The following is a 12,485-nucleotide window of genomic DNA, read 5'->3' on the forward strand; positions in this document are numbered from 1 at the left end:
ACGCATGCGAATCTCCAGCCCCCGAACGCTGCTTGTCCTGCTCGCCCTTGTCCTCCTCGCCGTAGCCACCTGGTTCGTCGGCCAGCGCCCGCAAGCCGCCCGCCCCGCCGCGTCGAGCGCCGTACCGGTCAGCGTGATCGCCGTGCAGCGCGAGGATGTGCCGCGCTTTCTCAGCGCCATCGGTACCGTGCAATCCCTGCACAGCGTGGTGATCCGCCCGCAGGTGGAAGGCGTGCTGACCCGCATCGCCGTACAGGAAGGCCAGACCGTGCAGAAAGGCGACCTGCTCGCCACCCTCGACGACCGCGCCATCCGCGCCAGCCTCGACCAGGCCCGCGCCCAGCTCGGGCAGAGCCAGGCGCAGTTGCAGGTGGCGGAAACCGACCTCAAGCGCTATCGCCTGCTCAGCGAGGACAACGGCATCTCGCGGCAGACCCTCGACCAGCAACAGGCCCTGGTCAACCAGCTCAAGGCGACCCTGCTCGGCAACCAGGCGAATATCGCCGCCGCCGAAGTCCAGCTTTCCTACACCCGGATCCTCTCGCCGGTGAGCGGCCGGGTCGGCATCCGCAATGTCGACGAAGGCAACCTGGTGCGCAGCACCGACACCCAGGGCCTGTTCAGCGTGACCCGCCTCGACCCGATCAACGTGGAGTTCTCGGTACCGCAGCAATGGCTGCCGACCCTGCAACAGCTCACCGCCAGCAGCGAAGCGGCGCCGATCCAGGCTTATCTGGAAGGCGACGGCGACACCGGCGGCAAGCTGCTAGGCGAAGGCCGCCTGAGCCTGATCGACAACCAGATCGCCGCCGGCACCGGCACCCTGCGGGCCAAGGCCACCTTCGCCAACCCGGACGCGCGCCTGTGGCCCGGGCAACTGGTGACCCTGCGGGTGCAGACCGGCGTCGAGCGCAATGCCTTGGTGGTACCGCCCGGCGTAGTGCGCCAGGGCGTCGACAAGCACTTCGTCTACCGCATCGCCGGGGACAAGGCCGAGGCCGTGCCGGTCAAGGTGATCTACCAGGACAGCAAGGTGAACGTGATCAGCGGCGTCGAGGCCAACGACCGCCTGGTCGCCGACGGCCAGTCACGGCTCAAGCCAGGGGCCAAAGTGGAAATCCTCGACGCCGCGCCGGCCACGGCTGAAGACGTCGCCGCGAGCGTGCAGCCATGAACGCCGCCCTGCCCGATGGCCGCAAGAGCCTGTTCGGCTGGTGCATCGACCGCCCCGTCGCCACCCTGCTGCTGACCTTCGCGCTGGTCCTGCTCGGCGTCGTCGCCTTTCCGCGCCTGCCGGTGGCACCGCTGCCGGAAGCCGACTTCCCGACCATCCAGGTCACCGCCAACCTGCCCGGGGCCAGCCCTGAAACCATGGCCTCGTCGGTGGCGACGCCGCTGGAAGTGCAGTTCAGCGCCATCCCTGGCATGACCCAGATGACCTCCAGCAGCGCCCTGGGCTCCACCAGCCTGATCCTGCAGTTCACCCTCGACAAGAACATCGACACCGCCGCCCAGGAAGTCCAGGCGGCGATCAACACCGCCACCGCGCGCCTGCCCCAGGACATGCCCAGCCCGCCGACCTGGCGCAAGGTCAACCCGGCCGACAGCCCGGTGCTGATCCTCACCGTCAGCTCCGAACACATGCCGGCCAACGAACTCAGCGACTACGCGGAAACCCTGCTGGCCCGCCAGCTGAGCCAGATCGACGGTGTGGGCCTGGTCAACATCACCGGCCAGCAACGCCCGGCGATCCGTGTCCAGGCCCAGCCGGACAAGCTCGCCGCCATCGGCCTGACCCTCGCCGACCTGCGCCTGGCGATCCAGCAGACCAGCCTCAACCTGGCCAAGGGCGCGCTGTACGGCGACAGCAGCGTGTCGACCCTGGCCACCAACGACCAGCTGTTCCATCCCGAGCAGTACGCACAGCTGATCGTGTCCTACCGCGACGGCGCGCCGGTGCAGCTCAAGGACGTGGCCAAGGTCATCAGCGGATCGGAGAACGCCTACGTCAAGGCCTGGTCCGGCGACCAGCAGGGCCTCAACCTGGTGATCTTCCGCCAGCCGGGGGCAAACATCGTCGACACCGTGGACCGGGTCAATGCCGAGCTGCCGCGCCTGGAAGAGATGCTTCCGGCCACGGTCAACGTCTCGGTGCTGCAGGACCGCACCCAGACCATCCGCGCCTCCCTGCATGAAGTGGAACTGACCCTGGCCATCGCCGTGCTGCTGGTGATCGCGGTGATGGCGCTGTTCCTGCGCCAACTTTCGGCGACGCTGATCGTCTCGGCGGTGCTCGGCGTGTCGCTGGTGGCCAGCTTCGCCCTGATGTACGTGATGGGCTTCAGCCTGAACAACCTGACCCTGGTGGCCATCGTCATCGCCGTCGGCTTCGTGGTGGACGACGCCATCGTCGTGGTGGAGAACATCCACCGCCATCTCGAAGCCGGCGACAGCCGTCGCCAGGCCGCGCTCAAGGGCGCCCAGGAGATCGGCTTCACCGTGGTCTCCATCAGTTTCTCCCTGGTGGCTGCCTTTATCCCGCTGCTGTTCATGGGCGGCGTGGTCGGCCGGCTGTTCAAGGAGTTCGCCCTGACCGCCACCTCGACCATCCTCATTTCCGTGGTGGTGTCGCTGACCCTGGCGCCGACCCTCTGCGCCCTGTTCATGAATGCCCCGGCCCATGACAAGGAGAAGAAACCCGGCTTCGGCGAGCGCCTGCTGGGCTGGTACGAGCGCGCCCTGGACAAGGCCCTGGCCCACCAGCGCCTGATGCTCGGGGTGTTCTTCCTCAGCACCGCCCTGGCGGTGGTCGGCTACGTACTGATCCCCAAGGGCTTCTTCCCGGTGCAGGACACCGGCTTCGTCCTCGGCACCAGCGAGGCGGCGGCCGATGTGTCCTATCCGGACATGGTCGCCAAGCACCAGGCCCTGGCCGCGATCATCGAGGCCGACCCGGCGGTGCGCGCCTTCTCCCATTCGGTGGGGGTCACCGGCAGCAACCAGACCATCGCCAACGGCCGCTTCTGGATCTCGCTCAAGGACCGTGGTGATCGCGACGTTTCCGCCAGCGAGTTCATCGACCGCCTGCGGCCGAAGCTGGCCAAGGTCCCCGGCGTGGTCCTGTACCTGCGCGCCGGCCAGGACATCAACCTCAGTTCCGGGCCGAGCCGCAGCCAGTATCAATATGTGCTGAAGAGCAACGACGGCCCGGCGCTGAACCTGTGGACCGAACGCCTGACCGAACGACTCAAGGCCAACCCGGCGTTCCGCGACCTGTCCAACGACCTGCAACTGGGCGCCAGTGTCACCCGCATCGAGATCGACCGCCAGGCCGCCGCGCGCTTCGGCCTGACCACCACCGATGTCGACCAGGCCCTGTACGACGCCTTCGGCCAGCGCCAGATCAGCGAATTCCAGACCGAGACCAACCAGTACAAGGTCATCCTCGAACTCGACGCCCGCCAGCGTGGCCGCGCCGAAAGCCTCAACTACTTCTACCTGCGCTCGCCGCTGACCGGCGAAATGGTGCCGCTGGCCGCAGTGGCCAGGGTCGAGGCGCCGAGCACCGGTCCGCTGTCCATCGCCCACGACGGCCTGTTCCCCGCCGCCAACCTGTCGTTCAACCTGGCGCCTGGCGTGGCCTTGGGCGACGCGGTGAGCATCCTCGAACGGACCCAGCGCGAACTGGGCATGCCGGCCTCCATCAGCGGCACCTTCCAGGGTGCGGCGCAGGCCTTCCAGAGCTCGCTGTCGAGCCAGCCGTGGCTGATCCTCGCCGCGCTGGTGGCGGTGTACATCATCCTCGGCGTGCTCTATGAGAGCTTCGTCCACCCGCTGACCATCATCTCCACCCTGCCCCCTGCCGGCCTCGGCGCCCTGGCCCTGCTCTGGCTGTGGGGCCAGGACTTCACCATCATGGGCCTGATCGGCGTGGTGCTGTTGATCGGCATCGTCAAGAAGAACGGCATCCTGCTCATCGACTTTGCTCTGGACGCCCAGCGCAACCACGGCATGAGCGCCGAGGAAGCGATCCACAAGGCCTGCCTGACCCGCTTCCGGCCGATCATCATGACCACCCTCGCCGCCCTGCTCGGCGCCGTGCCGCTGATGCTCGGCGCGGGCGCCGGCGCCGAACTGCGCCAGCCGCTGGGCATCGCCGTGGTGGGCGGGCTGCTGGTCAGCCAGGCCCTGACACTGTTCACCACCCCGGTCATATACTTGGCCCTGGAGCGCCTGTTCCACCGGCGCCAGCGCGCTGCCCCGGCGCCCCGGCCAATCGCGAACTGAGAGCCGACCATGCGCGTGCTGATTATCGAAGACGAAGAAAAAACCGCCGACTACCTGCACCGCGGCCTGACCGAGCAGGGTTTCACCGTGGACCTGGCGCGGGACGGCATCGAGGGCCTGCACCTGGCGCTGGAAGGCGACTACTCGGTGATCGTCCTCGACGTCATGCTCCCCGGCCTGGACGGCTACGGCGTGCTGCGTGCCCTGCGCGCGCGCAAGCAGACCCCGGTGATCATGCTAACCGCTCGCGAGCGCGTCGAAGACCGCATCCACGGCCTGCGCGAAGGCGCCGACGACTACCTCGGCAAACCCTTTTCCTTCCTCGAACTGGTCGCCCGCCTGCAAGCCCTGACCCGCCGCAGCGGCGGCCACGAGCCGGTGCAGATCCAGGTCGCCGACCTCTGGGTCGACCTGATCAGCCGCAAGGCCAGCCGCGCCGGCCAGCGCCTCGACCTGACCGCCAAGGAGTTCTCCCTGCTCAGCGTCCTGGCCCGGCGCCAGGGCGAGATCCTCTCCAAGACCGCCATTGCCGAGCTGGTCTGGGACATCAATTTCGACAGCGACGCGAACGTCGTCGAAGTGGCGATCAAGCGCCTGCGGGCCAAGCTCGACGGGCCGTTCGAAAGCAAATTGCTGCACACCATCCGGGGCATGGGCTATGTCCTCGAAAACCGTGCGCAGTAATTCCCTGGCCCTGCGTCTCAGCGCCCTGTTCACCCTGGTGGCGCTGCTGGTGTTCCTGCTGATCGGCTGGGCCTTGTACAAGCAGGTCGACCGCAGCCTCGACCTGCTGCCCTCGGCGGAACTGGAGGCGCGCTACAGCGTGCTGGAGTCGTCGCTGATGCGCTTCGGCAATCAGGACCACTGGGGCAAGATCACCCGCAAGCTCGACCTGCTCGGCGAGGAAGACCGCCGCATCCGCTTCTGGGTGGTGAGCGGCGACAGCCGCTACGAGTACGGCCATCCCGACGCGGTCATCCGCCACCTCGCCGAAGGCCGGCCGGGCATGCGCGACGTGTACCTGGCAGACAGCCCCTACCCGTTCAAGATCATGCTCAGCGAACTGCCGGCGCTGGAAGAACGCCCGCCCCTGCGCTTCCTGATCGGCATCGACACCGACAGTTTCTGGAATGCCCAGCGCACCCTGCTGATCGCTCTGGTCAGCCTGTCGGTGGTCGGCATCCTGCTGGCCTCGGTGCTCGGCTACTGGGTGGCGCGGATAGGCCTGCGGCCCCTGCACCAGCTCTCCGACGAAGCCCAGCAACTGGCGCCGCCGCGCCTCAGCGGGCGCCTGCGGGTATCGGCGTTGCCGCCGGAGCTGGAGCAGTTCGCCCAGGCCTTCAACGCCGCGCTGGAGAGGGTGGACCAGGCCTACTCGCGGCTGGAAGCCTTCAACGCCGACGTCGCCCACGAACTACGCTCGCCGCTGACCAACCTGATCGGCCAGACCCAGGTCGCCCTGACCCGCGGACGCAGCGCCGAACACTACTTCGAGGTGTTGCAATCCAACCTGGAAGAGCTGGAGCGCCTGCGCAGCATCGTCAACGACATGCTCTTTCTCGCCAGCGCCGACCAGGGCAGCAAGGCCACGGCACTGATCAGCACCTCGCTGGCCGAGGAAGTGGCGACCACCCTCGACTACCTCGACTACATCCTCGAAGACGCTCAGGTGCGGGTCGAGGTCAGCGGCGACGCCCAGGCACGGATCGAGAAGGCCCACCTGCGCCGCGCGCTGATCAACCTGATCAACAACGCGGTGCAGCATACCGGGCCGCAACAGGTGATCCGGGTCAGCATCGAGCGCCAGGACGGCCAGGTGCGCATCGCCGTCAGCAACCCCGGCCCGGCCATCGCCGACGAGCACCTGGCAAGGTTGTTCGAGCGTTTCTATCGGGTCGATGCCGCGCGCAGCAACAGCGGTGGCAGCAATCATGGGCTGGGGCTGGCCATCGTCAAGGCGATTGCGCTGATGCATGGTGGCAGCGTGTTCGTGCGCAGCCAGGCCGGCGCCAATACCTTTGGCATCCTCTTGCCGGTCTAAGCGCGGCGGACCCTGTGGGAGCGGGTTCACCCGCGATTGCGGTAGTGAATTCACCATTGCAATCGCGGCGGTCCGGCGTTCCGGTAAACCCGCTCCCACAGGGTCCGCGATTTCCTCTCGAAATGCTCTAGCCTCAGCCTTTCAGAAGACCGTTACAAAAACAGCAACAGTCAATCTCGCAAAACCGGCTTTTTCGTTCGTTTGCTAACGATTAATTTGGACACACCAAACAGATACCTGCCTCGCAGGAAGGTTGTTCCAAATGTCCAATAGCATGGGTATTGCCAGCGTTTTCGTTCTGTCCTCCGTACTGCTTTCGCCCCTGGCGATGGCCGAAGAGTCCCAGGCCTTCGTGGCCCAGACCGCCCGCCACCAGGCTGCCATGGAGCAGTCCCGCGAGGCCTTCGCCAAGCAGCAGCAAGACGCCGTCAAAGGCTCGGAGCAGACCGCATCCAAGGCAAGCCTGAATGACGCCAGCGACAGCTGATCGTCAGCACCGCCCTTCTGTTTTTCCCTCGACTTTCGCCCTGGTGACTTTTGCCCCGGTGCGTCTGTCATTGAAAGCCGCTGCCTGTCAGCGGCTTTTTTTTGCCTGGTGAAAAGTACCGGAACACGGCCGGATCCCTATAAGAAAAATACCCGCACCCAGAATAAGAACTGCCGCCAAAACCACCTAAAAGGAGTTCACCAAGGTGATCAAGACCCCACGTTTTACCCCGTTATTTCTTGCGCTGGCTGCAACGATGCCCCTGCATGCCCAGGCTGAGGAAGAATCCGCCGAAGGTTTCGTCGAAGGCGCCCACCTCGATGTGCTCGCGCGCAACTACTACCTGAACCGCAACCAGTTGCTGCCCGGCGTGCGTGACAACCGCGAATGGGGCCAGGGCTTCATCGGCACGTTCGAATCGGGCTTCACCCAGGGCACCGTCGGCTTCGGCCTCGACGCCTATGCCATGCTCGGCCTGAAGCTGGACGGCGGTGGCGGCACGGCCGGCTCCAGCATCCTGCCGATCAACAGCCCGGGCAAGGAGGGCTACGACTACGGCAAGGCTCCGGACGACTTCTCCAGCGCCGGAGCTTCGGTCAAGGTCCGCGCCTTCGATACCGTGCTGCGCGCCGGCGACCTGTTCCTGACCAACCCGGTGATCGCCGGCGGCGAAAGCCGCATGCTGCCGCAGACCTTCCGCGGCGTGAGCCTGACCAACACCAGCTTCGATAACCTGGTGCTCGAAGGCGGCCAGGCCAGCTTCACCAAGCCTTACAACCAGAGCGGCCATCGCCGCATCGACACCTTCTACGGCAGCCTGCCGGACGAGCGCGAAAGCCGTCACCTGAACTGGGCCGGCGCCGCCTGGACGCCGATCGAGGGCCTGAGCAGCAACCTGTACGCCGCCGAGCTGAAGGACATCTGGAACCAGTACTACTTCGACCTCGACTACACCTGGCAACTGAACGACCTGGTCAGCCTCAACCCGGGCCTGCACTACTACCACACCCAGGACACCGGCGACCGCCTGCTCGGGCACATCGACAACAACACCTACAGCCTGCACTTCGCGGTGAATGTCGGTTTCCACTCGGTGACCGCGGTGTACCAGCGGGTCAATGGCAACACCCCGTTCGACTACATCAACCAGGGCGACAGCGTCTACCTGGACAACTCGCAGATCTACTCGGACTTCAACGGCCCCAACGAACGCTCGTGGAAGCTCAAGTACGCCTACGACTTCGCCGGTGTCGGCGTGCCGGGGCTGACCACGGCGGTGTCCTATTCGCGGGGTGAGCTGGACCTGACCAAGGTCGACCCGGCCAGCACCGGGTATGGCAACTGGTACAGCGAGGACGGCAAGAACGCCCGGCACTGGGAGCGTGACTTCGACCTGGCCTATACCTTCCAGGAAACCCAGCTCAAGGACCTGACCGTACGCCTGCGCTGGGCGGCGCATCGGGGTAGCCAGGGCTATTCGGCGGTGGACAAGGACGTGGATGAGTACCGGGTGATCGTCGAGTATCCGGTGAACGTGTTCTGATCGCGTAATCCGCAGCGCCAGCCCCCACAAGGATCGTGATCACCGCAGACCTTGTGGGAGCCGGCTTGCCGGCGATTGGCCAGCAAGCCGGACACCAATCGCGACCTACCGCACATCCGTCCCCGCGCAGACACATCTTGTCCTACAATCCCCCCCCACCTAAAATACCCGCCGCCGCACGGGCCCCTACGCGCGCGGCGTGATACTGGAATTCCACGACCCGCACCGCTCCCGGAACAGTCCAACCTGTCGCCGGCGGACGGTTTCATCCGTTTCCCGGCCCAGCCGACGCCCAGGCACATCGCGATCATGAACGCGTCCACCCCGCCCCCGCGCTCCGGCCTGTACCGGAGACACCCGGAGCTGATCCTCAACCTGGGCAGCTGCCTCGCCGTGGCGGCGATCATTTCCATCGTCACCTTCCTGCTGATGCGCGAGCGGATGAACGTGGAACAGACGGCGGTGCGATCGGCGCGCAATATCGTCAAGCTCATCGAGACCGACATCATCCGCAATGTCGAGCTCTACGACCTGTCCCTGCAAAGCCTGATCTGGGCCGTGCAACACCCGGAGCTGCTGGGCATCCCGGCCCATATGCGCCAGCAGGTGCTGTTCAACCAGGCTTTCAGCAGCCCGGTGCGCGGCGACATCCTCTGGCTCGACCGCGACGGCAACGTGGTCGCCGACTCCGCCAGCACCACGCCGCGCACCGCCAATTTCGCCGACAACGCGATCTTCCAGGAACACAAGCGCAACCCGGCCCTGGGCATGGTCATCAGCCCGCCCTTCAAGGCCCGTCTGGGCGACCTGGACTGGTGCATCAGTTTCAGCCGGCGAATAGACGATGCCGACGGCAACTTCGCCGGGGTCGCCGGTGGCGCCTTGCGGCTTTCGCACTTCAACGACATGTTCAAGCGCCTCGATGTCGGCCACGACAGCAGCATCAACCTGATGAACAGCGACGGCCTGTTGCTGGCCCGCAACGCCACCGGTACCAGTGCCAGGAGCAACGAGCAGATCGGTGCCAGCTTCGCCAACCGCCCCAACTTCCAGCGCCTGCTGGCCGAAGGCAGCGGCAGCTTCACCGCCGCGTCCGGACATGACGGGCAACTGCGCCTTTACACCTTTGCCCGCGTGGAAAAGCTGCCGCTGGTGCTCGTGGTGACACAGTCGGTAGACGAGGTCTACCGCGCCTGGAAGCGCACGGCGATCCTGGTCAGCGCGGCCACTGCGGTGCTGTGCGTCGGCATCCTTTGGCTGACCCTGATGCTCGGCCGCGAACTACAACGCCGCCACAGCGCCGAACGCAGCCTGGCGGAGCTCGCGGCCACCGACAGCCTCACCGGCCTGCCCAACCGCCGCCAGCTGGACCAGGTGCTGCGCCGCGAATGGGCGCGGGCCCAGCGCACCCAGCGGCCGATCGCGGTGTTGATGATCGATGTCGACCACTTCCGCGGCTTCAACGAACGCCACGGCCATCAGGGCGGCGACCAGGCCCTGCGCCAGGTGGCCGATGCCATCGGCGACAGCCTGCTGCGCCCCACCGATCTGGCGGCGCGCTATGGCGGCGAGGAGTTCGTCGCGGTGCTGCCGGATACCGATCTACCCGGCGCCCTGACCCTGGCCGAGCGGATTCGCCAGGGGGTCGAGGCGCTGCCGCCGTATGGCGGCGACGAGCGGCCGGTGAGCGTGAGTGTCGGCATAGGGGTCTATGAACCGGGCAGTGCGCAGAGCCTGAGCGACCTGATGGCGCGGGCCGACGAGGCGCTGTACCGGGCCAAGCGCGATGGCCGCAACCGGGTCGAGGCGCCGCAGCCTGCCTGACCTGAAATGCAAGCGGGCCGCATGGCGGCCCGCTTGCATTTCAACTCGCCAAGGGCCGCAGGGCGGCCTCAGGCGTCAGGACTGAGCGCGAGCGCTGTTGCGCAGCACCTTCACCTGGTCATGGTTGCGCTGCACGCCGTGGTACTGGCGTTCCACCAGGGTGTAGGACGCCGAAGCCGGTGCGATCTTCGCCAGTTTCTCCAGCGCTTCCTTGTACGCCTTCAGCGCGTGGTCCTCGCCGCGCTCGGCTTCGTTGAGCACCGCTTCGTCGTCCTTGCCGGTGACCATCGCCTTCAGGTCCACCCAGCGACGATGCAGGTCGCCACTCAGGCTGGTGGAGGTTTCCGGATCACCGCCCAGGCTGCGCACATGCTGCTGCAGCTCTGCCGCCGCGCCGGCGCAGTCGCCGGAGCGTTGCAGGAAATAGGATTTCAGGTCGGCGCGCTTGACGTCTTCGGCGCAGGTGGCGAAGCCCTTTTCGCCATCCTTGCTGAATTCGATCAGGTCATTGAGTACGGAAATGACTTCTTTGTTGGTATCGGTCATGACACAGCTCCTTTTGCATGAGGGAAGTTGCATGACTCATCGCAGGCTTCGTGCCAGCTTGAACAGAACTAAAATATCCATATTTATCAGATAGTTATAAAAAACACTGAAATCTGTATGCTCGCTTTCTGCATGAACTGTCCTTTGGCCTTCATGCAGATTGCCTGTATCGTCCTCGGCAATCGTCAGCCTTTTCCCACCGCGTACTCCATGAATCCCGAAGCCCTCGTTTTACTGGTCACCCGTGAAATGCCTTACGGCAAGTACAAGGGCCGCCTGATCGCCGACCTGCCCGGCCACTACCTCAAATGGTTCGCCCGCCAGGGCTTCCCCAAGGGCGAACTGGGCAGCCTGCTGGCCTTGATGCACGAGGTCGACCACAACGGCCTGTCGGACCTGCTCGAACCGCTGCGCAAGAAGCATCCCCGCCCCCGTCCCTGAAAAAGCGAGAACCCGCATGACTCAGTTGCCTTCGTCCCAGACCTCCCTCCTGGCCCGCGACGAGGGCTACTGGCGGCGCATCGCCGCGCAGTACGACGTCGAACCGGGCCCGGTCAACCTGGAACATGGCTACTTCGGGCGCATGACCCGGGCCGTCACCAACGCCTATCACCAGCATATCGATGCCATCAACCGCCTGAACTCGCTGCCGGTACGCCAGCACTTCGAGCAGGTCGGCAGCGTCGAGGTGCGTGATGCGGTGGCCGGGCTGATCGGCGTGGCGCCGCAAACCGTGGCCATCACCCACAGTGCCTCCGGCGCGCTGCAGTCGATCCTGCGCAACTACAACCGCCTGCAGGCGGGCGACGAGTTGCTGGTCAGCGACCTGGAATACGACAGCGTGCAGAACGCCATGGGCTGGCTGGCACGTACCCGCGGACTGAAGCTGGTGACGCTGAGCCTGCCGCACCCGGCGACCTACGAGAACATCGTGGACAGCTACCGCGACGCCTTCGTGCGCAACCCGCGCATTCGCCTGATGGCGCTCACTTGGGTCAACCACCGCACCGGGCTGGTGATGCCGGTGCAGGACATCGCCCGTTGTGCCCGCGAGCATGGCGTGGAAGTGGTGCTCGACGGCGCCCACGCCCTGGGCCAGATCGACTGCGACCTGGAAAAACTCGGCATCGGCCTGGCGGGGTTCAACCTGCAGAAGTGGATCGGCGCACCGTTGAGCCTGGGGGTTATCTACATCGCCCCGGACAAGCTCGACGCGGTAGACGCGGACATGGGCGAGGTCCGTTATCCACAGGGCGACATCCGCTCGCGAGCGCCCTATGGCACGCCGAACATCCCGGCCTGGCTGACCTTGCCCACGGTGATCGAGGAGCACCGGGCGATGGGTGGGTCAGTGTTGAAGGGCGCGCGCTTGAATTACCTGCGCGACCTGTGGGTGAAGCCTGCGCGGGAGATCGCCGGGATCGAGGTGCTGACGCCGGATGATCCGCGGCTGTACTGCGGGATCACCTCGTTGCGCTTTACCCGGCACCCGGACCAGGTGGCGATGGCGCGCAGGCTCCTAGAGGAGTTCAACCTGTTCACCGTGGCCCGGGATGGCTCGGCGTGCGGGCCGTGCATCCGGGTGACACCGGGGTTCGTGACGACTCCTGAAGAGATCGGTTTGCTGGTAACGGCGTTGCAGCAACTAGCCTGATTTTGTGGGAGCGGGGGTTCACCCCCGTTGCTTAATTGGGTGACCACCCCAAAATCGGGGGGGGCCCCGCCCACAAAGGCCCGGGTGGGCCATGACCGGCCCG

The 12,485-nt window shown here is 65.8% G+C and carries 10 protein-coding genes; 9 read left to right on the forward strand and 1 reads right to left on the reverse strand.

Annotated features, from left to right (window positions below):
- Nucleotides 1–4: 4 nt before the first annotated feature.
- The 7 genes from V0R59_RS29040 to V0R59_RS29070 all read left to right on the forward strand — a co-directional run bounded on the left by V0R59_RS29040 (nucleotide 5) and on the right by V0R59_RS29070 (nucleotide 10,182).
- Nucleotides 5–1,174, forward strand: a complete 1,170-nt coding sequence (locus V0R59_RS29040) for an efflux RND transporter periplasmic adaptor subunit (protein WP_330077953.1) — start codon at nucleotides 5–7, stop codon at nucleotides 1,172–1,174.
- Complete coding sequence (locus V0R59_RS29045) at nucleotides 1,171–4,287, forward strand: multidrug efflux RND transporter permease subunit (protein ID WP_330077954.1); 3,117 nt, start codon at nucleotides 1,171–1,173, stop codon at nucleotides 4,285–4,287. Before V0R59_RS29040 ends, V0R59_RS29045 begins: the two co-directional genes overlap by 4 nt.
- A 9-nt stretch (nucleotides 4,288–4,296) precedes the next feature.
- Nucleotides 4,297–4,971, forward strand: a complete 675-nt coding sequence (locus V0R59_RS29050) for a heavy metal response regulator transcription factor (protein ID WP_330077955.1) — start codon at nucleotides 4,297–4,299, stop codon at nucleotides 4,969–4,971.
- Nucleotides 4,946–6,328 (forward strand): heavy metal sensor histidine kinase, encoded by a 1,383-nt coding sequence (locus V0R59_RS29055; RefSeq protein WP_330077956.1) that lies wholly within the window; start codon nucleotides 4,946–4,948, stop codon nucleotides 6,326–6,328. Before V0R59_RS29050 ends, V0R59_RS29055 begins: the two co-directional genes overlap by 26 nt.
- 262 nt (nucleotides 6,329–6,590) lie before the next feature.
- Nucleotides 6,591–6,815, forward strand: a complete 225-nt coding sequence (locus V0R59_RS29060) for a hypothetical protein (RefSeq protein WP_330077957.1) — start codon at nucleotides 6,591–6,593, stop codon at nucleotides 6,813–6,815.
- A gap of 256 nt (nucleotides 6,816–7,071) precedes the next feature.
- Nucleotides 7,072–8,358 (forward strand): OprD family porin, encoded by a 1,287-nt coding sequence (locus V0R59_RS29065; protein ID WP_330077958.1) that lies wholly within the window; start codon nucleotides 7,072–7,074, stop codon nucleotides 8,356–8,358.
- 309 nt (nucleotides 8,359–8,667) lie between these two features.
- Complete coding sequence (locus V0R59_RS29070) at nucleotides 8,668–10,182, forward strand: sensor domain-containing diguanylate cyclase (protein ID WP_330077959.1); 1,515 nt, start codon at nucleotides 8,668–8,670, stop codon at nucleotides 10,180–10,182.
- Between the two features lie 75 nt (nucleotides 10,183–10,257).
- On the opposite strand, the gene V0R59_RS29075 is transcribed toward V0R59_RS29070, so the two are convergent.
- Entirely contained in the window at nucleotides 10,258–10,728 is a 471-nt protein-coding gene (locus V0R59_RS29075; protein WP_330077960.1) for a ferritin-like domain-containing protein, read from the reverse strand.
- Nucleotides 10,729–10,938: 210 nt separating this feature from the next.
- Here V0R59_RS29075 and V0R59_RS29080 point away from each other — a divergent pair, with 210 nt between their 5' ends.
- Nucleotides 10,939–11,169, forward strand: coding sequence for a DUF3820 family protein (locus V0R59_RS29080; protein ID WP_330077961.1), 231 nt, complete (start codon nucleotides 10,939–10,941; stop codon nucleotides 11,167–11,169).
- Between the two features lie 16 nt (nucleotides 11,170–11,185).
- Entirely contained in the window at nucleotides 11,186–12,382 is a 1,197-nt protein-coding gene (locus V0R59_RS29085; RefSeq protein ID WP_330077962.1) for an aminotransferase class V-fold PLP-dependent enzyme, read from the forward strand.
- Nucleotides 12,383–12,485: the final 103 nt, after the last annotated feature.

The organism is Pseudomonas ulcerans (genome assembly GCF_036324125.1).
GTDB lineage: Bacteria > Pseudomonadota > Gammaproteobacteria > Pseudomonadales > Pseudomonadaceae > Aquipseudomonas > Aquipseudomonas ulcerans.

What these genes read in the sequence shown, in the direction of transcription:
- V0R59_RS29040 (WP_330077953.1), top strand. Translation starts at nt 5, where the DNA reads ATGCGAATCTCCAGCCCCCGAACGCTGCTTGTCCTGCTCGCCCTTGTC.
- V0R59_RS29045 (WP_330077954.1), top strand. Translation starts at nt 1,171, where the DNA reads ATGAACGCCGCCCTGCCCGATGGCCGCAAGAGCCTGTTCGGCTGGTGC.
- V0R59_RS29050 (WP_330077955.1), top strand. Translation starts at nt 4,297, where the DNA reads ATGCGCGTGCTGATTATCGAAGACGAAGAAAAAACCGCCGACTACCTG.
- V0R59_RS29055 (WP_330077956.1), top strand. Translation starts at nt 4,946, where the DNA reads ATGTCCTCGAAAACCGTGCGCAGTAATTCCCTGGCCCTGCGTCTCAGC.
- V0R59_RS29060 (WP_330077957.1), top strand. Translation starts at nt 6,591, where the DNA reads ATGTCCAATAGCATGGGTATTGCCAGCGTTTTCGTTCTGTCCTCCGTA.
- V0R59_RS29065 (WP_330077958.1), top strand. Translation starts at nt 7,072, where the DNA reads ATGCCCCTGCATGCCCAGGCTGAGGAAGAATCCGCCGAAGGTTTCGTC.
- V0R59_RS29070 (WP_330077959.1), top strand. Translation starts at nt 8,668, where the DNA reads ATGAACGCGTCCACCCCGCCCCCGCGCTCCGGCCTGTACCGGAGACAC.
- V0R59_RS29075 (WP_330077960.1), bottom strand. Translation starts at nt 10,728, where the DNA reads ATGACCGATACCAACAAAGAAGTCATTTCCGTACTCAATGACCTGATC.
- V0R59_RS29080 (WP_330077961.1), top strand. Translation starts at nt 10,939, where the DNA reads ATGAATCCCGAAGCCCTCGTTTTACTGGTCACCCGTGAAATGCCTTAC.
- V0R59_RS29085 (WP_330077962.1), top strand. Translation starts at nt 11,186, where the DNA reads ATGACTCAGTTGCCTTCGTCCCAGACCTCCCTCCTGGCCCGCGACGAG.